Consider the following 20,970-nt stretch of genomic DNA (forward strand, 5'->3'; position numbering starts at 1 on the left):
GAAAAATACCAAACGACTTCTAGATAGTGAATAATATTAATTTCCTAAACTTTCAACAATGAGATCTTGTACTCTGCTACTCGTTAAAAGACGAAGGTGTGATACGCCTGAAACATGAATATTATCAGCACCACTAATTCTTGACAAACTGATAGATACGATAGAATCTGAACTGCTATAGATAGAAGTGAAATCAACTCCGGATGGGACTGATGTTGCCCCTAAGCGATTAGCACCTCCAAGTGTAATTACTTTATCGACTTTATCCACACCACCTAAGCGAGTTAAATAACGTAAAGTATTAGCACCACCCATACTGTGAGCAATAATATTTACTTCCTCTACATCATAATTACTAAGTACATCATCAATATAATCTCTGAGTTGACGAGAATTTCGATAATTATTGCCTGTTTTGTCTCTGAAGTTTATCGCATGCAAATCAGATCTGTCGTACCCAATACTTCTTAATTTTCGTTCGATACTATAGAAATTGTACGGTGCACCACCTATACCATGAACGAGAACAACAGGCTTGTCAAAGTCAATGCCAGATTCTTCTTGTGCCATTGTGGTTGTAGGAACACTAAAAAGTAATACAAGTAACAGCAAGCCAATAAACGAGAGTTTGATAGATTTCATATAATCCTCCTTTAGTATATTATATGGATTATTTTACCACAGGATTGATATTGTTTGTATAATATTTCCTATTTTTAAAAGCGATGGAATATTTACGTTAATACTTTCTTTTAATTGTCGAAATATATTGACAATTCCAACAAAAGCATGTAAAGTACAGTATATTACTAGGATATAAAAACTGAACATTAATCTTGTCTTATCAAGAGAGGTGGAGGGACTGGCCCAAAGAAGCCTCGGCAACCATTAAGTGTTATTGCTTAATATAGGTGCCAATTCCGTCTGAGTGTTTTCACTTAGAAGAGATAAGAGATTCATTGTTACGTAATGTATCTCTCTATCTCCAAATAGAGAGATTTTTTTATGATAAGGATTACCAACATTATATCTATAAGCTTATCAAGAGAGGTGGAGGGACTGGCCCTATGAAACCCGGCAACCATTAAGCGATTGCTTAAAAGGTGCTAATTCCAACAGGAGTATTCCTGAAAGATAAGAAGAGTAGTAGAGTCCTCTTTTTATCGAAGAGGGCTTTTTTATTTAAATAGAAGAAGGAGTAATCATATATGTCGATTGTTATATTAGACGGGATCCGGACACCTTTTGGAAAATGGAATGGTGCCCTTGCAGCATTTGATGCGGTAACATTAGCGAGTAAGCCGTTGAACTATTTAATCGAAAAGTATGCAGCAATTCCTCAGATAGATGGCGTGTTGTTAGCACAAGTTATTCAGGCTGGTCAGGGCCAAAATCCTGCTAGACAAGTTGCATACCAAGCAGGGCTTGATAGTAGAACACCAGCAATCACCTTAAATAATGTATGTCTCGGAGGAGTTGCCTCTGTCATTGATGCGGCGCGCCGCATTAGATTAGAAGAAGGTTCTTTTTATATTGTTGGTGGCTTTGACTCGATGTCCAATGCACCACACGTTATCCCGACTAGATCAATCAAAGGTATAGGTCATCAGACGATTACTGATACGTTGTTACATGATGGGCTGTGGTGTGCTCTGAGTGATCAGTCGATGGGCACATTAACGGAACAATATAATCGTGATTATAACATTAGCCGCAAAGAGCAAGATCAATTTGCAGCTCTCTCTCAACAAAGAGCAGCAACTGCCTTTGAAAGAGGACTACTGGCGGAAGAAATCCTACCAATCGATAGTGTATTAGCAAATGATGAAGGGTTACGCCCTCAGACAACTATAGATAAATTAGCTAATTTAAAACCGGCTTTTACGAACGATGGAACCATTACAGCAGGTAATGCCTCGCAAATGACGGACGGAGCAAGTCTTGGAATTGTCACAACTTTAGAACAGGCAGAACGGCTCGGAACAGAACCCCTAGCCCATGTTATTGATTGGGCGGAAACGGCTGGTCCTGACGCAAGTCTCCAAACAAAACCGGCAGACGCCATTCAAAAAATATTGAATAAACAGCAACTGACAATAAATGATATTGATCTATTTGAAATAAATGAAGCGTTCGCTAGTGTGGTGATCGCTAGCTGTAAAGCATTAAATATTGGTTATGACAAAGTAAACGTTAATGGAGGAGCTATTGCAATCGGGCATCCACTTGGAGGTACCGGATTTCGTTTAGTTTTAACATTAGCACATGAATTGAAACGTCGTGGCGGTGGTAAAGGAATAGCTTCCCTATGTGGTGGTGGCGGTCAAGGAATTGCTATTCTTATTGAAGTACCAACGGAAGGGGGAAAACAATGAATACTCAAACAATAGATAACAAGAGTCATATATTATGGGAACCTGCAGAAAAAGATATTGAACAATCACACCTTCAAGCTTTTGCTAATTATGTTAATCAAGTACTTTTTCCTTATGAAAGATTACATCGTTGGTCGATTACGAATATCGGGGATTTCTGGTCTGGTGTATGGGATTATGCAGGTATTATCGGTGAAAAAGGAGACAGATTCTATGTCCAAGGTGAATCAATGGCAGATGCTGTTTTTTTCCCTGATGCTCAATTAAACTTTGCGGAGAATCTACTAAAAGGTAAGGATCATCAAATTGCTGCCTATCAAGCAGATGAAACAGGTGTAACAGCTAAGGTTACTTATCAAGACTTACGTACACAAGTTGCAAAAGCACAGTACGGATTAAAACAATTAGGCGTAAAAAAAGGAGATCGCGTAGCGGGGATTACTACTAATAATATAGCAGGATTAGTCGCTTTACTTGCTGCAACATCACTTGGAGCAGTTTGGACCTCCTGTTCACCAGATTTTGGTGCGAAAGGAATTATCGATCGAATTGGTCAAGTGCAACCGAAAGTCCTAATCGCGAATCTAAAGTATCAGTATAAACAAAAACCTTTTGATATTTCGAAAAAAGTACAAGAAACAGTTGAGCAGATTACTAGCATTAATCACATCATAACCATTGCGGGAGAACTAGCTAACTCGATCACTTGGTCATCTCTACTCGAAAACGATGCGAAGGAACCAGAGTTTGAAAGAACTGAATTTCGTGATCCGCTATATATTCTTTATACATCTGGAACGACAGGATTGCCTAAGGCAATTGTTCACTCTGTAGGTGGCACGTTACTACAACATGTGAAAGAACATCAATTGCATTGTGATGTACATGAAGAAGATGTGCTTTTTTGGTATTCCAACACTGCATGGATGATGTATCCATGGCTTGTATCTGGTTTGGCTAGTAATGCTTCCCTTTTATTATATGATGGTTCTCCAGTATTACCAAATAATCCAACGCATTTATGGGACATTGCTGAAGGAATCGGACTGACGCACTTTGGCACGAGTCCAAAGTATTTAGATTCATTGATGAAAGCAAATGTTGTCCTGAAAGATCGGTATCCATTAACTTCCTTAAAAAGTATCCTTTCCTGTGGTGCACCGCTAGTAGCTGAACAATATGATTGGGTATATGAGACGATTAAAGAAGATTTTTACTTAGCATCTATCTCAGGAGGTACAGAGATTATTGGATGTTTTGTCATGGGTTCTCCAATTCACCCAGTTTTCCGCGGAGAGATTAGTTGTAAAGCATTAGGGATGGCGATGGAAGTGTTAGATGAACGTGATGCACCTGTCTATGGTCAAAAGGGAGATCTTGTCTGTACACAGCCTTTTCCAAGCATGCCACTAACATTTTATGGTGAGAATGGTGACGAACGTTATCGTACCAATTATTTTGCTGAACGACCAGGTATTTGGACACATGGTGATTTTGCCGAACAAACTATTGATCAATCGTTTATTATCTATGGCCGTGCAGATACTGTCCTAAATCCGGGTGGTGTGCGAATTGGGACTGCAGAGATTTATAGTGTTGTAGAACAAATCGAAGAAATTAAAGATTCGATCGTGTTTGGCTTACCATGTGAAAATGATGAAGAGATTGTGTTATGTGTTGTAACCGATCAGTTAACGAAAGAACTAGCCAAGCATATTCGACAACAAATACGAGAAAAAGCATCACCACGCCATGTTCCAAGACGAATTTATCAGGTGAAGGATATACCATACACGGTCAACGGTAAGAAAGTCGAAGGTGCTGCAAAAACAGAAGCGATTGGTAATGAAGTCCAGAACAAAGCTTCTATTAGTAATCCTGAATGCTTACAAGAATTAACAGATATTAAAGAGAAGGAGTGCTACTAATGGTGAAACGACCGAAAGGCGCAATTATCGGTATCGGTGAACTAAAGCCAGTACGGTACTCTGAAGGGAAAACGACGTTAGGATTAATAGCGGAATCTGTTCAGTTTGCATTAGCGGATGCCGGTCTAACGAAAGATGAAATCGATGGACTATTAGTAGGACCCCAAGTAGGTGAAACGCCACAACACGTACCTGCAACAGTGTCAGAATATTTAGGCATTTCTCCGATTATGTCCAACACTGTTGATCTAGGAGGAGCGACTGGTGCGGGAATGGTTTGGCGGGCAGCTGCGGCGATTGAAGTAGGAATGTGTGAAACAGTCGTCTGTGTATTAGCTAATAAAAATGAAAAAGGACAGGTACCACGCTCACCGAACCGTAATCCAATTCGTGAATTTGATGTTCCGTTTGGTGCTTCAGGCGCAAATACGTCCTATGCATTGTTAAAAAGAGAGCATATGGAATTATATGGATCTAAACAAGAAGATTTTGCGAGAATTGCGTATTGGTCTAGAAAAAATGCACTAAAAAATCCGAAAGCAATCTTTTATGATAAGCCAGTTGAGTTAGATGATATTTTGCGATCACCAATTATATCGGATCCATTAAGACTGTTAGAAATTGTTATGCCATGTGCGGGTGGAGCAGCCGTGATTGTTACTTCAGAGGAAAAAGCAAAGCAAACAAAGAAAAAGCCGGTCTATTTAAAAGGGGCAGGGGAAAAAATCACTCATCGTGCGGTTAGTCAAGCCCCGGCAATTGATCAGTTACCTTTTACCTATTCGATTCCACAAGCCTTACATCAGGCAGGAATTAACGGGGAAGATGTAGATTTGTTATCACTTTATGATTGTTATACAAGTGTTGTAGCGGTGCAGCTAGAAAGCATCGGGATATGTAAGCAAGGCGAGTTCGGTGATTTTGTCCGAAGTCATACTTTTGATCATGATGGCGATTATCCTCTCAATACCCATGGTGGTCAACTAGGCTTTGGCCAAGCCGATTTAGCCGGAGGAATGTCACATATTATTGAAGCAGTCATTCAATTACGCGGTGAAGGTGGAGACCGACAAATTGCTGATGTTAAACATGCACTTGTGACAGGAAATGGAGCGACATTAAGCGAAACAACTGCTTTAGTTTTAGGAGGAGAGCAATGACGAACATATCATTTCCGGAACCAACGATTACAGCAGTAAGTAAGCCTTTTTGGGATAAGATTAACGAAAAGCAATTTTATCTACAGCAATGTAATGATTGTACGCAATGGGTTTTCTATCCACGCGCACATTGTCCCAACTGTTTTAGCTCGAAGCTAACGTGGAAAGAGACATCGGGACAAGGTAAGTTAAAATCTTGGAGTATTGTCCATCGAGCAGGACATCCTGCTTGGCAAGAACGAACACCATATGCAGTAGGGATTGTCCAATTAGCCGAGGGACCATCCTTACTCACACATTTGCTAATCGATGAACAGGAATTACGTTATCAGTTACCAGTACAAATATCCTTTCAGCAATTAAATGAACGGTTATTACCATTTTTCAAAAGAAAGGGGAGTAAGTGATGATTTATACGTATCTCATTTTAGTTGTCGTATTTTGGATTATCGGACTGACGATTTGGAACAAGTTCTACAAAAATAATTAAAGGTGGTATTGGCATGTTAACGGAATCTAGTTTACTTCTTTGGACTGTTATTATATTATTAGTTGCTTATTTTGGTGTTGTAACATGGATTGGAAAAAAAGGAAGTGCCCATAGTAAATCGATGAACGGATTTGCAACCGCTAGAGGGAAGGTCAGCCCTTGGCTTGTAGGAGCTAGTTTTGCTGCATCTTATTCTAGTGCAAATCTTTTTATTGGAGTTCCTGGATTAGCCTATCAACATGGTACTTCCGTTTTATGGTATACATTAGGGTGTTTTGGTGTTTCATGGGTCGGTCTATTAATTTTCGCAAAAACATTTTGGCGTTATGGCAAGAAATTCGGACGAGTTTCTACTGTACCTGAGTGGTTAGGACGTCGATATAATTCGAGAACATTACAAGTCATCGTCTCTCTTTTGATATTATTTAATGTATATTATATTGTTGGTCAAAATGTCGGACTTGCTACAATTTTTGAGACGGTAATTGGTATTCCTTATTTCTGGGGAATTATTATCGGAGTAGCTATTACGATTTTATATATTGGTTTAGGTGGAGCATTTGCTCAGATGATTACGGACGGTATTCAGGGATTGTTTATGGCTTTAGCTTCCATTCTTATTTTTATTTCGTTCTTTTGGACAATCGGTGGCGGTATCAACGTGTTCGGGGAATTGACTAATCAACTGAATGCAGTAGATCCCAATCTAACCACTTTTGTTGGCGTTGATGGACCGTATAACAGTGTGTTAGCGATTATGGCTGTACAATTTTTATTATTCAGTTTTATCCTTATGCCACACTTGTTGAACAAAATTTTATCAATTGAAACAGAGGAAGAGCTTGCACCATTTACCTTATCATCGGGAATTGTATTATTCGTCATTTCTACTTTGATGGTGCTTGGTGGTTTAGCTGCACGGGTACTTTTTCCAACATTGAATAGTGCAGATTCAGCCATCCCAATGTATGTGATCGAATCATTCCCTAGTATTATTGCCGCGATTATGATTGTAGGTATTATTTCGGCGATCCTCTCCAGTACAGATAGCTTATACTTAGGTGTAACAACTAGTATTGGGAATGACTTTTACAAAGTATTGGCACCAGTATTCAAAAAGAATATAAGCCAAGCGAAATTAGATTTACAATCAGTGAAAGTAGCAAAAGGATCGCTCATTTTAGTAGGACTCTTATCATTATATATTTCATTAGATCGCCCGGATTCCTTGTCAATCTTAATCCAATTCAGCTTTTCCGCGATCATTTCAGGAATATTAGCACCTATAACATTAGGCTACTTTTGGAAAAAAGCAACAAACTATGGTGCGATTGCAGCAGTGATCACAGGTGCAGCCTTGTATGTGATCTTTACACAATTTAATGTGATTGCAAATATTTATCTAGCGATGTTCTTTGCTTCCTTAGCTTCATTTATCGTAATGGGGGTTATCGGCTTATTAACAGCTACGGAAGAACATGAAGAATTAGTGTTAAAGAAAATTAGCTAAAACATGATTGGAGAGAGCTGACGTTTAAGTCAGCTCTTTTTAAATGTTCTTTCCATTGGATGATGTAATAATGATATTATGGAAATGCATTCATAAGTTTACGATCAACTTCGAGTGAAATACTATCAACTTTTAGAATTTACGATCAACTTCAGGCAAAACACTATCAACTTTTAAGAACCTACTATCAACTCCTGACAACATTCTCAAATTTAATGGATAAAGGTGGGAAAACAGATGACAAATCATTCAACGGTAACATTAACAATGACCAAAGCTTTTAATGTGGACGCAGCAAAAGTATACGCCGCTTGGATTGAACCGGAATTAATGAAAAAATGGCTATTTACAATGGAACTGACCAACAAAGTGGCTAAGAGTGATGCCAAAGAAGGTGGTAGCTGGGAAATTGTTGATCACCGTGATGGCATGGATTATCGAGCGATTGGTGAGTACCGAGTTTTAGATAAATCGAATAAACTTGTAAAAACTTTTGAAATGCCACAGTTTAGTGATACCGTAGATGTTTTAACTGTTTCTTTTGAACCAACGACGTCTGGATGTAATATGACTTTTGTCCAGAAGATAGTTGTCCCCCATGAAGAAGAATGGACACAAGTAGATATTGACAAGGCATGTAAAGAATATCATGATGGGTCACAAGCTGGTTGGGAAATGATGTTTGAAGGACTTAAACAATTAATGGAAAAAGGTAAGGTTAGCTATCCTTAATAACAACTGTGCGACTGATAGATTTATTCATCAGTCGCTTTTTATATGAATGAAAGCATCTTATTCATGTAAAATTACATGCTATGTTTTTAAAAATACGACTAATGAGTTATTTTCCCAAATAAGAAGTGATATACAGCATAATACAAAGAGGGGTGAAACAATGAAAGTGAGAATCGATATTGATCCCGAAAATGGTGATGAGTGTCAAGTAACGATTCATGCGAAGGAATGGACTAAGGAAGTAGAGGAGCTTGTTCAACTGTTAAAAAAGAAACAACCGAAGCGGATAGTGGCTGTCGAAGAAGATCGTTCGATAGTTTTAAACCCTGAGGAAATTGATTTTTTTTATGCTAAAGATCGGAAAGTGCTCGCCTCCATTAATGGCGACTGTATGGAGTTAAAAATGAAATTATATGAAGTGGAAGAAATGCTGAGTAATGCTGGATTTATCCGCTTTTCCAAGTCTGTTGTTGGTAATGTAAATCAAATCGATCGTTTTGAACTATCGTTTAATGGTACGTTGTGTGTTTACTTTAAGTCTGGAAGTAAGGAATATGTAAGCAGGAAATATGTCAATGATTTAAAAAAACAGATTATGGAAGGAGGAGACAAATGATTGTTGAAGGACTGAAAAGAATATTACTCGGTGTTGCGATAGGAAGTCTGATAACCTTTGTGGTACTTTCCTTCCTAGTTATGCTAGACATTAATTCGACGATACAAGAAATATGGAAACATTGGTCTGCAAGCATGGCAATCGGTGTTTATTACAGTTTAGCTTCTGTCATATTTGAGCTAGAAAGATGGAGTATTTTGAAACAGACAGTAATTCATTTGTCTTTGACTATTCTCGTTTTTTTTCCAATAGCTATTTTGGCGGGGTGGATTCCTTTTAACCTGTTAGCAATGATTATAGGGTTAGGGATATTTTTAACGCTTTATTCCATTTTTTGGATTAGTGCTTATTTCTACTATAAAAACATGGAAAGAGTCATGAATGAACGCATAGATCGAGAAAATAATTGAAAACATTTTTGCAGAGGAGATGTCTAGATGATTGAAGTGCAATCTGTTAGTAAATATTATGGTTCTGTTCAAGCATTGAATGACTTACAGTTTCAAATTGAGGAAGGAAGTTGCTTTGGTTTAGTCGGTCCAAATGGTGCAGGGAAATCTACTTTCATGAAAATATTGGTTGGGGTATTGCAAAGGTTTGAAGGGGATATTCAAGTTTTTAACAAGTCTGTGAAACAGAATCAGCTAGCGGTTAAAAATTTTATCGGATATGTACCACAAGATATTTGCTTAGAGGAATTATTAACGGCTAAGGATAATTTAATGTATTTTGGCAGGCTGTATGGTTTATCAGGTGAACATTTGCGTAAACGAATTCGGACAGTGTTGGAACAAATTGGACTAAGTGATAAGGCAAATCAAAAAATAACAGAGTTCTCTGGAGGCATGAAACGCCGTTTAAATATCGGTTGTGCCATCCTTCATGAACCTTCTTTAATAGTATTAGATGAACCCACCGTAGGGATTGATCCTCAATCAAGACATGCCATTTTCACCCTTATTCAGCAATTAAAAGAGATGGGAAGTACCGTTATTTACTCTAGTCACTATATGGAAGAAGTGGAGCAAATCTGTAATAGTGTTGGCTTTATTGACAAAGGAAAATTAGTGGAACATGGCACCATGAAGCATGTGTTAAATAAACACCGCAGTGCATCTATTTTTGTTTCTGCGGATGGAATTGGCAAAGAGGAACTATCTTCATATGGTGATACCATTGAGAAGAAGACTGGATTCGCCGTGAACTGTGATGACCCGCTTTTGACAATGGGAAAAATGATTGAACAATTTCGGCAAAATGGAATTAACCCGGAACGATTGGAATTGAGCCAGTCAAGATTAGAAGATATTTTCTTTTATTTAACAGGCACCCAATTAAGGGATAATGGATAGGAGTGGATGGTTTATGTGGGCAATTACGATAGTCGAATTAAAAATGAAGCTGCAGGACAAAGGGATTTGGTTTTGGACTTTTATATTGCCAATTATTTTTATTATAGGTTTTATTACGATATTTTCCGGTGTGAATGAAATGGAGCCAGAGCAACTAGTAACACAAATAGTACCAGGCTATATTATAATGTTTACTTTCTTTATTATGATTTCGATGGTGATTACCTTTATAAAAGATCGAGATAGTGGAATGGTCGCTCGAGTTGCTAGTACACCTTTACCATTAAATCGTTTTCTTATCGGAAAATGGTTACCATTTTTGATCATTGTGATCCTTCAAATTGTCGTATTATTGTTGTTTGGAGTACTTGTATATGACTTACCTTTAGGTGACCCCATTGCTTTAACGATTATATCCCTTACACTAGCTTTTCTTTCCACCAGTTGGGGAATGGCCATGTCATTACTAGTTAATACCGAAAATATGGGTATTGCGCTAACGCAAGTGATTGCATTAGGTGGAGCAATGCTTGGTGGGCTATGGATGCCACTAGAGATCATGCCAAATTCGATGCAATTGATAGCGAAATTCCTACCACAATATTGGGCACTGGAAGGATTCCAATCTATTTTGCAGGATGGTGGTCATGTTACTGATATATGGTTGACCTTATTAATTTTGTTAGGATTTGGCATGGTAGGTTGTGTGATATCCTTCTTTAGCTACCCTCGTTTTCTAAGACAATCAAGAAGCTAAAGCCAAATGTTCAACATTTTGTAATATTTTCTTTCACAGAGCTTAAAAGTATTTGTGGTAAGCTATTGTAGAAGATACAATAGAAAGGAAAGGTAAGGTGTTGGAAATGATGAATGAAAACAATATGCCATTACCACCGAAAACTTGCAGCGTTGACCGTTTGGTTACATTACCGGAAGATGTAGAAAAAGTATTAAAAGGTATCAAGACCGCAACAAGACGTAATGGTCGTTATGCAGATATCGGTGAAACAATGGAACTAAAAGACAAGCAATTCCGAATAGATAATGTATATAGACAAAAACTTGGCGAATTAACAGATGAAGATGCCAAGCGAGAAGGATATGAAAGTTTAGCGGCATATAAAGAAGCCATATTGTCGATCCATCCAGGAATGCCATGGCTCCCTGAAATGGAAGTATGGGTACATGAATTTAGCGCTCAAGGATAAAAGACTTCAAATTGGAGTCTTTTTATTTTTTAAGCGAATACGATATTGTTAGTAGCTCCTGCGAATGTAGAAAAAAGAATAACATACACTATAAAAAAAGTTGAGGAGCGAAACTTAGTGGATTTTTATTTATATATTCTTATTACCCTGTCTTATATGGTTTTACTGGTAACAGCTTTCATTAAAAAAAGAGGGAAAAATATAAGAAGTCTTACTTTATTCTTGTACATAGTCATAGCTGGTTTAATCGTTGACAATCTCATTATTGCCTTTGGGAAATTTATTGGAACAGGTCCCTTTTTGGAAAATCTCCATCTGTTTCGCTACTGGATACATGCTATCGTTACACCGACACTTATTCTGTTTTGTTTAGGTGTATTAAGAAAGTTAGGTAAAAAGGGATTTCACTCTGTAAGAGCAATTAGGATAACCCTTACTTTCACATGTATTTTAATACTTATCGAAATCATGACAGTGGTGACAGAAATAGAGCTAAAGCCTGTTTCAGAGTACGGTATTCTGCATTATATTCCTGCAACAGAGACAGAAGGATCACATCTAATGATTATTTGTGTTAGTGTAATTCTTCTTGTTACATGGTTTATTCTTTATCACTTTACTAAATGGAAGTGGATGCTCGCAGGTGCCATTATAATGGGAATCGGTAGTGCTCTGCCAGTCAAGGTCGAAAGCACAGCCTTTACCAATGCTTTGGAGCTACTACTGATGATCAGCTTAGTGGCAACAGATATTACTTTTTCAAAAAAAAGAAAACACCTAATCCACTTCCCTTGTGAATAAGGCGTTTCGCTGCTCTCAATTACTCTACATTAACCCGTAAAAACATGTTGTTATGATTAAGAGACCATAAGGAATTTTTTATTTTCAGGTTTTTCTCAAATCGTTCAATCCAAACCTGATTTGCTTGGAATAAAGCTGTTATCTGAGCATTGTTCAAGACCGCCTCTTCTACATCTTCGTTTTTCTGATTCAGAAATACTACCTGGATTGTGTCATTATTCTGATAGGCTGTACGCATGAAAAATCTCCTCCTTTTTCACATCACATACGTTTTGTGGGACGTAAATGTTTCGTATTTTAACCTTTTGTTGGAAAAGTTGTTATAATAAATGTAATTCTTACAATATGGTGATAAAGATGAAAATAAGAAAATTAGGATTAGATGAAACGAAACCTATAGAATTATTACTGTTAGCAGACCCTTCTCCTTCTATCATTGAAGCATACTTAAATAGGGGAGAATGCTATATTGCTGAGGTAGAAAATAGAATAATAGGTGCATATGTCCTGCTTCCAACAAGACCTCATACAGTTGAACTGGTTAATATTGCTGTTGCAGAAGAGCACCAAGGAAAAGGAATAGGAAAAAAATTAGTTTCAGATGCTATCCAAAATGCGAAAAAGTACGGATATAAGATAATAGAAGTCGGCACAGGTAATTCCAGTATTGATCAGCTCGCATTATACCAAAAGTGTGGCTTTCAAATGGTTGGGATAGATAAGGATTTTTTTATTAAGCATTATCAAGAGAAGATCTATGAAAATGGTATTCAATGTCGCGACATGATACGTTTATCGCAGGATTTAAATGGACAGGAATAATCATTATGTATAAGAGTCTTGATTATTTAAAAAGAGGAAATCAATTACAACAACATTCCTATCACATTCTAACAGAACTAGGGATAATGCAGGACCTAAAGATATATCATCCTGTTCTCTGCGGTACGATTCCATTAGATATTGCGATTGTAGAATCTGATTTGGATATTATCATGGAAGTGTGTAATCTCACAGAGTTTAAGCGTACACTCGAATCTTTATACAAGCATTTAGATGGTTTCAAGATAAAAACAACGAATATAAGAAATATGCCGGTAGTTAAAGCGAATTTTTTCTTTAAAGGATTCGAGTGTGAATTGTTCGGTCAACCACAACCTGTAGAGCAACAATATGCCTATCTCCATATGCTTATAGAAAGCAAGTTATTGAAAGAAACTCCCAATTTGAAAGAAGCGTTATATTGCTCAAAGAACAAGGTTATAAAACTGAACCTGCTTTTTGCAAGGTTATAGGTTTAACAGGAACAGACCCATATGAAGAGCTTTTAAATTATGGTAGAGAACAAGGATGGATATGAAAATGAGAATATTATAAAAGTGGCCATTAAATGGTGGAAAGTGACCATAAAAGTCTCGAAAGTGGCCATAAAACTGCCAAAAGTGACCATTAAATTCCGAAAAGTGGCCATAAAACAAAAGGAGCTTGAGTGATAGCTCTCATTTCATGATGATTCTCCATAACTCAGCCCCAGTTCATAAGCCTTTTGTAGCCACTGTTCCATATATACAGGCTTTTCTTTAATTGTTTCATACAATAATTCGAACCTGGAAGTTTCAATCCCGCAATAATCGGCTAACGCAACATTAAAATAGTGGGTAATCATCTGATCATATTTCCTTTTGGTAAACCTTTCTACAGGAGCACCGGCCAGACTTAACCATAGTACATGTTGATGTGGTAATTTACCTGGTCCATAGGCAAAACTGTAATTCCACACTCTGTCAATGTAGCCCTTTAACAATGCTGGCATGCTCCACCACCAAAGTGGAAAAACGAATGCTAATCCATCGTATTGCTTCAATCTATCCATTTCTTGATGCACTCTAACAGAAAATTGCTGCTGATCAACTCCCCATTCTGGTTCATCCACTTCTTTTAAAACAGGGTCAAAATCACTTCGGTATAAATCGAGAATATCTACTTCATGTCCAGCATCCCGCAATCCTTCCATCATACGATTAGCGACAGTGAAGGTTAATGAGTCTTGACGGGGATGTGTTACGATCGTTAAAACTTTCATAATGATCTCTCCTCTTGTTCTTTTCTTTATTTCATTATATAGTTGTTTTATAGTTCAGTAAAATTGATATTTTCGATAAAATAATTCATTAAAACTGATATAAGGAGTAGATAGAATGGAGCTACGACATCTCATTACATTTAAAACAATCGTTGATGTTGGTGGGTTTAAAAAAGCTTCGGACCAATTAGACTATGCTCAATCTTCCGTAACGGCACACATCAAGGAATTAGAAGGTGAACTAGAAAAGCCTTTATTTGATCGAATGGGCAGAAAGACAATATTAACGCAAGCAGGTCGCGATTTTTATCCATATGCACTAGAGATTATCAACCTCTATGCAAAATCAAAAGCCGTTGTCAGTGAAGGAGAGGAGCCATCAGGTCCATTGACCATTGGTGCTAGTGAATCTTTAATGGTCCATTGGCTTCCAGAGCTATTAATGGAATTCACGGAGAAATACCCGAAAGTTGAATTAATCTTAAAATCACTTCAGTATGAAAATATTACCTCACAGTTAAAAAGTGGAGACATTGATATTGCTATCCTTGTTGAGCTACCAGATTGGCAAATAAGTGAATTGCACATTAATCAGGTTAGTGAGGAAAGCCTTTGTTTGATTAAAGGTAAAAATAAAAGTGAAAAGCAAGAGCGGATGCTGGTAACAGAATACAAGTGTAGTTGGCGCCCGATCATTGAAGATTATATCAAAAAAACGGATATATCTATTTCTAGGATAGAATTACCTAGTTTGGAGGCAATCAAAAAATCGGTAATTTGTGGTCTCGGTGTTTCGATGTTGCCATATTTTGTGGTCAAAGATGAACTTCATAATGGTCAATTAGAGGAGATAAACAGTATCAGTCAATTAGGAGTTTATTCAGCGGTTCATAAAGATAAATGGCTATCGAAAAATATGAAAGCTTTCCTCCATTTATTAAATAGCTAGCGAGCAGCAATGTTCTACTTTCTTTAATGCCATGAATAAGAAAGGAAAATGCAACTCATATTAATACAAGAGCTACTTGTGTTATGCTAGATGTAGCATTCTCCGGTAATCCGGTATGTAATGACGTAAGTGAATGAGATAGTCGATATCTCATGAAAGGAGATAGTATGACGGTAACAACGAATGAAGGTTGGAATTTAGATAATAGTTATCAGCGTTTACCTGGCATCTTTTATTCGCGTGTTCAATCGACACCAGTAGATGATCCGGAAATCGTGATGTTTAATCGTGATTTAGCAACAGAGCTTGGTTTAAATGCAGAGAGCTTGGAGGAAAGTGCAGATCTTTTTTCTGGAAATAGACTGCCTGAAGGTGGACTTCCGATTGCACAGGCATATGCAGGTCATCAGTTTGGTCATTTTACTATGCTTGGTGATGGGCGCGCAGTCTTACTTGGTGAGCATATTACACCTGATGGACGAAGGGTAGATATTCAACTAAAGGGTTCTGGAAAGACACCGTATTCCCGTGGAGGTGACGGTCGGGCTGCATTAGGACCGATGTTACGTGAATATTTAATCAGTGAGGCCATGTACGGCTTGAAGATTCCGACAAACCGGAGTTTAGCGGTTGTAACAACAGGAGAATCTGTTGAACGTGAAGTTGCATTTCCTGGAGCTATTTTAACGAGAGTAGCAAATAGCCACCTTCGTGTCGGGACATTTCAATATGCAAGACAATGGGGAGAAAAGGAAGATTTGCAAAAACTTGCAGATTATGCAATAGATCGCCATTACCCTGAAATCAAAAAGGATGAAAATAAATATTTATCTTTTCTAAAAGCGGTGATCAAGAACCAGGCTTCCTTGATTGCTAACTGGCAATTAGTAGGTTTTATTCATGGTGTCATGAATACCGATAATGTGACGATAAGTGGAGAGACGATTGATTACGGTCCTTGTGCGTTTATGGATACGTATGATAAAAGAACGGTATTTAGCTCCATAGATGTTCGTGGACGTTATGCTTACGGCAATCAGCCAGATATTGGCGGTTGGGATTTATCCCGTTTTGCTGAAGCGATCTTGATATTACTAGATGACGATGAAGATAAAGCGCTTGAAGCAGCACAGGATGCAATTAAGGAATACTTGCAATTATATGAAAAAAAATGGCTTGCAGGAATGAGAAAGAAATTAGGCTTGTTTGACGAAGAAGAGGAAGATCAAGCATTAATTCATCGTTTGTTAGATTTGATGGAACAGCATCAGGCAGATTTTACAAACACTTTTCGCTCGCTAACATTAAATCAGTTCGATAAAAAGATAAGACTATTCCAAGCAAATGCCTTTAACAAGTGGTATGAAAAATGGCAAGCGCGATTAGCACGACAGCACGAAACAACTGATCAAGCACGACGATTAATGAAAGAAAATAATCCGTCTATTATTCCGAGGAATTATCTGGTTGAAGAAGCTTTGGAAAAAGCGGTAAGTGAAGATGATTACAGTGTAATGGAAAAATTATTGAAGGCATTATCAAATCCTTATGCTTACTCAGAAGAACAGGAAGAATATGCTGTTTTACCACCAAAACCAGACGAACCATATCAGACATTCTGTGGAACTTAATAACACTTAGGGCTGCTATTCGAAGGCAGTCCTTTTTTGTATGAACGAAGTATTCTAAAAACCGCAAGAGAAGATAAAGGTAATACATGAGTTAGATAATCAGCAATTGATTAATCGATCTGTTTTTGAAATAATAGTTTGTATTAGGTAGATAATTGAAATGTTAAGTTCGGGGGAGGGCATTTAAATGAGTATTATAGTAACTAATCCAATCTTCTGGTCGGATGTACCTGACGTAGATGTAATCAGAGTGGAGTCTACTTTTTATATGGTAAGTACAAGTATGCATTCGATGCCAGGGTGTCCGATTATGAAATCGCATAACTTGAGAGATTGGGAGATTGTCTCTTATGTATATGATAGCTTAGAAGCTAATCGGGCACATCAATTAAAAGATGAAACAGGGATCTATGGTCAAGGGCAATGGGCAACAAGTTTACGTTATCATAATGATACATATTATCTTTGTTTTTCAAGCAATGATATGAATCAATTCTACGTTTATCAAACAAAAGATATCGAAAATGGTCCATGGACTCGATCGGTGATTGATGGTATTTATCATGACCCAGCATTACTGTTTGATCAAGACAGAGTTTTTGTTATTTATGGATGCGGTGACATTCGTATTACGGAACTAACTGCAGATCTCACAGCCGTAAAACCTGATGGAGTCGATCGCTTATTACTCGAAACACCGAAAGAAAATATTGGGCTACGTTGTGAAGGTTGTCATGCCTATCAATTAAACGGTGAATTTTATTTACTTTTTATCGAATGGCCGTCCGATGGTAATCAGCGGAGAAGGCAGGTTTGCTATCGCTCCACAGAATTATTGGGAAAGTATGAGCGAAAGGTTATTCTCGATGATGATATGGGCTATCGCAATAAAGGAATTGCTCAAGGTGCGATTTTTGATACACCAAATAACGAATGGTACGCGATGTTGTTTCAAGATCATGATGCTGTCGGGAGAATTCCATATATCCTGCCTGTAGAGTGGGAACAGGGCTGGCCGATGATCGGTATTGATGGGAAAACACCTGAAAAGCTTGAAATAAATCTTCCTGCTGATGACCCTAAACCATTAGTAATTAGTGATGATTTTGAATATGGAAAAAATGAATTAGCGTTAAATTGGCAATGGAATCACAATCCAGATCCTTGCTATTGGTCTGTTACGGAAAGGCCGGGTTATTTACGACTTACAACAGGACATTTGACAACAAGTGTTTTAACAGCACTAAATACATTGACACAACGAACAGAAGGACCGGCATGTAGTGGTACTATTTTGTTTGATGCATCCAACATGAAGATAGGAGATTTTGCAGGGTTAATCGCGCTTCAGAGCAATTTCGGTACAGTAGGCATCAAACGAAAGGAAAATGGTGAATATGCTGTGGTGATGACAATAAATGATGGAATTGATCAGGAAAAAGTAGTGGAAGAAAAAACGTTTGCTAACGAGCAAATCTACTTAAAAATGATATTTAATTTTGCTGATAGTGTTGATGAAGCAACCTTTCATTATTCTGCTGACGGGCAAGACTGGCATCAGATCGGGAAGACCCTTCAAATGAAATATACATTAGACCATTTCATGGGATATCGAATGGGGATATTCAACTACGCTACCAAGGAAACTGGTGGTTATGTAGATATCGATTATTTTCACTATGCTAAAAAAGAAAAATAACCGACATGTTTCATCCATTTCCTTCATAAAATGATATACTACAAATAACTAATATTATAAGGAATGGACATATATGCTAGATCAACAATTTCAAAAAAACGAAAAGAAAGCACATACCTATTTTCAAGACTTAGTGCAACAGTTAGAAGACCCACAGTTTACGGTAACATTAAAAGCAGATTTACAGGACTATCAAGAAAAGAAAAAATCATCTTTCTGGAATTATGACAATATAGCAATAAAAGAAGACCAACAATTTCTTCAGCAACTAGCGAAAAAAGGCATGCTTAATGATTATTTACATCGAAGTATTTCCTATATCTATTTACGTGATTTAGGGAGAGATATTTCCTCTGACAAAGTGCAACATAGAATCACAGCTGTAACCGAGGATGTGAAAATGTATTTACAGCATCATTCGAAACAAGAATGGTTCAGCCTGGCGAAGCTTTACCGACTAGCTGAAAAGGAATCATTAGAAGCAACTTTTTTCTGGTTGATTGAGAAATTAAAATATGTGTCTTCGCTCATTCCAGAAGGACTGGATAAGGTTCACGCACAACGGAAATTAATCAAAATAATAGCTGGCGTATTAATGCATGAAATAGAAGAGTTACAAGGGGAAACATCACAGCAAGTCAGGACCGAGCGTTTGGATAAAGCGGTCCGGATTGGCTATTGTTATGGTCTAACCTATCCATTTATTGACGACTTATTGGATGCTACTATATTGTCGAATCAAGAGCAGGGACAGTTTGCCTCTCTTATTCGACACACGCTACGAACAGGGGAGATTATTCCTTTTACAGCATGGGAGGGGGATAATCGTGAGATCGTTGAACCAATTTACCGTGAATTAACAGATGCGTTTCGATATTTGGAGAACAATCAGCCGCCAGATAACCTTGATAATTTTTATCAACATGCTTATTTGTTTTTTCACGCCCAAGAAATAGATCGCAATAAGCGGTTAGATAATCCTGATTATACGAATGAAGAATTGTATATTCCGCTTATTTTGAAATCTTCTTCATCGCGAATGATTGTGCGCTCGTTTCAAACCTTCTCAGCGAATGATCAGGTGGGAGAGAATATGTTTTATTACGGTATTTACAATCAGTTAGCAGATGATTTAGCTGATATCGATCAGGATATGTCAATGGGGAGTGTAACACCATATACGTATTTTCTTAAATACCGTGATAAACGTCCTGATTTAATCAATCCTTTTGCCATGTATTGGTCAGTCATCTCTTATTTAATTCATCATGTCTATCAAAATGATGAGAAAACGCGAGAGATCATACTAGATCGAGTGACGAATGGTCTGAAACGATTACGAAAACGTCACGGTAAGCAACAATACACTGAATTGTTGCACACTTTCTCTATTAGTCCATCTTTTATTTCCCTTTTGGAAAAGGTGGTAGAGAGAACGAAGAATGTTGCTTTCTTTGATAAACTACTCCGTGACAAAATGATAGTAACGATCCAGCAGCAGGATAAAGAAAAAGTGAATTTCCAACAAACATTGGAAGGTGCACGTCATGCCATCAATCAATTCTTAACGATTCAACCAAAAGAACAGCATGCTATCATTGATGCTGCTAATTACAGTTTGCAAGGGGATGGAAAACGATTAAGACCTATCATGACTTGGATGATGGCAACAGAAGGATTTGGCTTAGCAGGTAAGGATGTTATTCCATTATTGAAGGCTATTGAGTATATGCATACAGCCTCGTTAATTTTCGATGATCTGCCTTCACAGGATAATGCACCAATTCGAAGGGGAAGACCAACCGTACATGAGAAATATAGTAGTGCTGTAGCAGAATTAACCGCCTTATGGATGACGCAAAAAGCGGTACAGGAACAGACGAGGCTACGAACATACGATGCAGACAAAATTCTAGATTTGATAGCATATTCGACACAGATTACACAAGACATGTGTAATGGGCAGATTATGGACCTGGAAGCGAAAGCAAGGCAATTATCGGTTGATGAATTAACGAAACTCTCTTTATACAAGACCGGGATCGGATTTGAAGCGGCGTTAATGATGCCAGCCATCATTGCAGGTGCGAAGCAAGAAGTAATAGAGGCGATCAAGCAATTTACACGTCATGCGGGAATTGCCTTTCAAATTAAAGACGACTTGTTAGATCTTGAAGGAGACTCAACTGTTTTAGGAAAGCAAGCTGGAATCGATCGGCAAAATAATAGCTCTACTTTCGTCACAGTGTTAGGTAAGGAACAAGCTAAGAAAGAAATGTGGGGCCATTATTGTAATGCAATAGAAGCTTTGGAAAAATTTCCGGATAACATTGCATTTTTTAAGCAGCTCATGCACTATATCGTACAACGAGAAAAATAAAATATAAAACTCAAAGAAAAAAGGCACTTTAGGAGCCTTTTTTCTTTGAGTTA

The 20,970-nt window shown here is 37.6% G+C and carries 20 protein-coding genes, 1 pseudogene and 2 riboswitches; of the genes and pseudogenes, 18 read left to right on the forward strand and 3 right to left on the reverse strand.

The features are described from left to right. Nucleotides 1-36 precede the first annotated feature (36 nt). On the reverse strand, nt 37-642 hold the full coding sequence (locus tag J5J03_RS17930; protein ID WP_208591462.1) for an esterase/lipase family protein: 606 nt from the start codon (nt 640-642) through the stop codon (nt 37-39). Nucleotides 643-838: 196 nt separating this feature from the next. Beyond that, a riboswitch (SAM riboswitch) is annotated at nt 839-954 on the forward strand. 81 nt (nt 955-1,035) lie between these two features. Then, nucleotides 1,036-1,141, forward strand: a riboswitch (SAM riboswitch). 67 nt (nt 1,142-1,208) lie between these two features. Between J5J03_RS17930 and J5J03_RS17935 the strand changes: the two genes are divergently transcribed. The 12 genes from J5J03_RS17935 to J5J03_RS17990 all read left to right on the forward strand — a co-directional run bounded on the left by J5J03_RS17935 (nt 1,209) and on the right by J5J03_RS17990 (nt 12,175). Beyond that, entirely contained in the window at nt 1,209-2,375 is a 1,167-nt protein-coding gene (locus J5J03_RS17935; RefSeq protein WP_208591463.1) for a thiolase family protein, read from the forward strand. Next, on the forward strand, nt 2,372-4,303 hold the full coding sequence (locus J5J03_RS17940; RefSeq protein ID WP_208591464.1) for an acetoacetate--CoA ligase: 1,932 nt from the start codon (nt 2,372-2,374) through the stop codon (nt 4,301-4,303). The genes J5J03_RS17935 and J5J03_RS17940 overlap by 4 nt, the downstream gene beginning before the upstream one ends. Further along, nucleotides 4,303-5,463, forward strand: a complete 1,161-nt coding sequence (locus J5J03_RS17945; protein WP_208591465.1) for a thiolase family protein — start codon at nt 4,303-4,305, stop codon at nt 5,461-5,463. Before J5J03_RS17940 ends, J5J03_RS17945 begins: the two co-directional genes overlap by 1 nt. After that, nucleotides 5,460-5,870, forward strand: coding sequence for a Zn-ribbon domain-containing OB-fold protein (locus J5J03_RS17950; protein WP_208591472.1), 411 nt, complete (start codon nt 5,460-5,462; stop codon nt 5,868-5,870). The genes J5J03_RS17945 and J5J03_RS17950 overlap by 4 nt, the downstream gene beginning before the upstream one ends. 96 nt (nt 5,871-5,966) lie before the next feature. Beyond that, on the forward strand, nt 5,967-7,463 hold the full coding sequence (locus J5J03_RS17955) for a sodium:solute symporter family transporter (RefSeq protein ID WP_208591474.1): 1,497 nt from the start codon (nt 5,967-5,969) through the stop codon (nt 7,461-7,463). 237 nt (nt 7,464-7,700) lie between these two features. Then, nucleotides 7,701-8,195 carry an SRPBCC family protein gene (locus J5J03_RS17960; protein ID WP_208591476.1) on the forward strand — a complete coding sequence of 165 codons (495 nt, stop codon included), beginning with the start codon at nt 7,701-7,703 and terminating at the stop codon, nt 8,193-8,195. A 163-nt stretch (nt 8,196-8,358) separates the two neighbouring features. Continuing rightward, nucleotides 8,359-8,814: a LytTR family DNA-binding domain-containing protein gene (locus J5J03_RS17965; RefSeq protein ID WP_208591477.1), complete on the forward strand. Its 456-nt coding sequence runs from the start codon at nt 8,359-8,361 to the stop codon at nt 8,812-8,814. Further along, nucleotides 8,811-9,224 (forward strand): DUF3021 domain-containing protein, encoded by a 414-nt coding sequence (locus J5J03_RS17970; protein ID WP_208591478.1) that lies wholly within the window; start codon nt 8,811-8,813, stop codon nt 9,222-9,224. Before J5J03_RS17965 ends, J5J03_RS17970 begins: the two co-directional genes overlap by 4 nt. Before the next feature lie 27 nt (nt 9,225-9,251). Then, complete coding sequence (locus J5J03_RS17975) at nt 9,252-10,166, forward strand: ABC transporter ATP-binding protein (protein ID WP_208591479.1); 915 nt, start codon at nt 9,252-9,254, stop codon at nt 10,164-10,166. 13 nt (nt 10,167-10,179) lie between these two features. Next, on the forward strand, nt 10,180-10,923 hold the full coding sequence (locus J5J03_RS17980; protein ID WP_208591482.1) for an ABC transporter permease: 744 nt from the start codon (nt 10,180-10,182) through the stop codon (nt 10,921-10,923). Between the two features lie 109 nt (nt 10,924-11,032). Further along, entirely contained in the window at nt 11,033-11,374 is a 342-nt protein-coding gene (locus J5J03_RS17985; RefSeq protein WP_208591484.1) for an ASCH domain-containing protein, read from the forward strand. A 117-nt stretch (nt 11,375-11,491) separates the two neighbouring features. Further along, the gene (locus J5J03_RS17990; protein WP_208591486.1) at nt 11,492-12,175 is read left to right on the forward strand and encodes a hypothetical protein; all 684 of its coding nucleotides are present in this window, start codon (nt 11,492-11,494) and stop codon (nt 12,173-12,175) included. Nucleotides 12,176-12,194: 19 nt separating this feature from the next. Here J5J03_RS17990 and J5J03_RS17995 read toward each other — a convergent pair whose 3' ends face one another. Then, entirely contained in the window at nt 12,195-12,413 is a 219-nt protein-coding gene (locus tag J5J03_RS17995) for a hypothetical protein (RefSeq protein WP_208591487.1), read from the reverse strand. Nucleotides 12,414-12,532: 119 nt separating this feature from the next. Here J5J03_RS17995 and J5J03_RS18000 point away from each other — a divergent pair, with 119 nt between their 5' ends. Both J5J03_RS18000 and J5J03_RS18005 read left to right on the forward strand, forming a co-directional pair. After that, entirely contained in the window at nt 12,533-12,997 is a 465-nt protein-coding gene (locus tag J5J03_RS18000; protein ID WP_208591488.1) for a GNAT family N-acetyltransferase, read from the forward strand. A 5-nt stretch (nt 12,998-13,002) separates the two neighbouring features. Continuing rightward, nucleotides 13,003-13,535: pseudogene (locus J5J03_RS18005) on the forward strand (DUF4269 domain-containing protein). A gap of 144 nt (nt 13,536-13,679) precedes the next feature. On the opposite strand, the gene J5J03_RS18010 reads toward J5J03_RS18005, so the two are convergent. Beyond that, on the reverse strand, nt 13,680-14,258 hold the full coding sequence (locus J5J03_RS18010) for an NAD(P)H oxidoreductase (protein WP_208591489.1): 579 nt from the start codon (nt 14,256-14,258) through the stop codon (nt 13,680-13,682). A gap of 115 nt (nt 14,259-14,373) precedes the next feature. Between J5J03_RS18010 and J5J03_RS18015 the strand changes: the two genes are divergently transcribed. The 4 genes from J5J03_RS18015 to J5J03_RS18030 all read left to right on the forward strand — a co-directional run bounded on the left by J5J03_RS18015 (nt 14,374) and on the right by J5J03_RS18030 (nt 20,917). Further along, a complete protein-coding gene (locus tag J5J03_RS18015; RefSeq protein ID WP_208591490.1) occupies nt 14,374-15,207 on the forward strand; it encodes a LysR family transcriptional regulator in 834 nt (277 codons plus the stop codon). A gap of 167 nt (nt 15,208-15,374) precedes the next feature. Continuing rightward, nucleotides 15,375-16,838, forward strand: a complete 1,464-nt coding sequence (locus J5J03_RS18020) for a protein adenylyltransferase SelO (protein WP_208591491.1) — start codon at nt 15,375-15,377, stop codon at nt 16,836-16,838. Nucleotides 16,839-17,025: 187 nt separating this feature from the next. Next, nucleotides 17,026-18,537 carry a glycoside hydrolase family 43 protein gene (locus J5J03_RS18025; RefSeq protein ID WP_208591493.1) on the forward strand — a complete coding sequence of 504 codons (1,512 nt, stop codon included), beginning with the start codon at nt 17,026-17,028 and terminating at the stop codon, nt 18,535-18,537. 73 nt (nt 18,538-18,610) lie between these two features. Further along, nucleotides 18,611-20,917, forward strand: coding sequence for a polyprenyl synthetase family protein (locus tag J5J03_RS18030; RefSeq protein ID WP_208591495.1), 2,307 nt, complete (start codon nt 18,611-18,613; stop codon nt 20,915-20,917). Nucleotides 20,918-20,970 lie beyond the last annotated feature (53 nt).

Source organism: Gracilibacillus suaedae (assembly GCF_017599345.1).
Taxonomy (GTDB): Bacteria; Bacillota; Bacilli; order Bacillales; family Amphibacillaceae; genus Gracilibacillus; species Gracilibacillus suaedae.

What these genes read in the sequence shown, in the direction of transcription:
- J5J03_RS17930 (WP_208591462.1), bottom strand. Translation starts at nt 642, where the DNA reads ATGAAATCTATCAAACTCTCGTTTATTGGCTTGCTGTTACTTGTATTA.
- J5J03_RS17935 (WP_208591463.1), top strand. Translation starts at nt 1,209, where the DNA reads ATGTCGATTGTTATATTAGACGGGATCCGGACACCTTTTGGAAAATGG.
- J5J03_RS17940 (WP_208591464.1), top strand. Translation starts at nt 2,372, where the DNA reads ATGAATACTCAAACAATAGATAACAAGAGTCATATATTATGGGAACCT.
- J5J03_RS17945 (WP_208591465.1), top strand. Translation starts at nt 4,303, where the DNA reads ATGGTGAAACGACCGAAAGGCGCAATTATCGGTATCGGTGAACTAAAG.
- J5J03_RS17950 (WP_208591472.1), top strand. Translation starts at nt 5,460, where the DNA reads ATGACGAACATATCATTTCCGGAACCAACGATTACAGCAGTAAGTAAG.
- J5J03_RS17955 (WP_208591474.1), top strand. Translation starts at nt 5,967, where the DNA reads ATGTTAACGGAATCTAGTTTACTTCTTTGGACTGTTATTATATTATTA.
- J5J03_RS17960 (WP_208591476.1), top strand. Translation starts at nt 7,701, where the DNA reads ATGACAAATCATTCAACGGTAACATTAACAATGACCAAAGCTTTTAAT.
- J5J03_RS17965 (WP_208591477.1), top strand. Translation starts at nt 8,359, where the DNA reads ATGAAAGTGAGAATCGATATTGATCCCGAAAATGGTGATGAGTGTCAA.
- J5J03_RS17970 (WP_208591478.1), top strand. Translation starts at nt 8,811, where the DNA reads ATGATTGTTGAAGGACTGAAAAGAATATTACTCGGTGTTGCGATAGGA.
- J5J03_RS17975 (WP_208591479.1), top strand. Translation starts at nt 9,252, where the DNA reads ATGATTGAAGTGCAATCTGTTAGTAAATATTATGGTTCTGTTCAAGCA.
- J5J03_RS17980 (WP_208591482.1), top strand. Translation starts at nt 10,180, where the DNA reads ATGTGGGCAATTACGATAGTCGAATTAAAAATGAAGCTGCAGGACAAA.
- J5J03_RS17985 (WP_208591484.1), top strand. Translation starts at nt 11,033, where the DNA reads ATGAATGAAAACAATATGCCATTACCACCGAAAACTTGCAGCGTTGAC.
- J5J03_RS17995 (WP_208591487.1), bottom strand. Translation starts at nt 12,413, where the DNA reads ATGCGTACAGCCTATCAGAATAATGACACAATCCAGGTAGTATTTCTG.
- J5J03_RS18000 (WP_208591488.1), top strand. Translation starts at nt 12,533, where the DNA reads ATGAAAATAAGAAAATTAGGATTAGATGAAACGAAACCTATAGAATTA.
- J5J03_RS18010 (WP_208591489.1), bottom strand. Translation starts at nt 14,258, where the DNA reads ATGAAAGTTTTAACGATCGTAACACATCCCCGTCAAGACTCATTAACC.
- J5J03_RS18015 (WP_208591490.1), top strand. Translation starts at nt 14,374, where the DNA reads ATGGAGCTACGACATCTCATTACATTTAAAACAATCGTTGATGTTGGT.
- J5J03_RS18020 (WP_208591491.1), top strand. Translation starts at nt 15,375, where the DNA reads ATGACGGTAACAACGAATGAAGGTTGGAATTTAGATAATAGTTATCAG.
- J5J03_RS18025 (WP_208591493.1), top strand. Translation starts at nt 17,026, where the DNA reads ATGAGTATTATAGTAACTAATCCAATCTTCTGGTCGGATGTACCTGAC.
- J5J03_RS18030 (WP_208591495.1), top strand. Translation starts at nt 18,611, where the DNA reads ATGCTAGATCAACAATTTCAAAAAAACGAAAAGAAAGCACATACCTAT.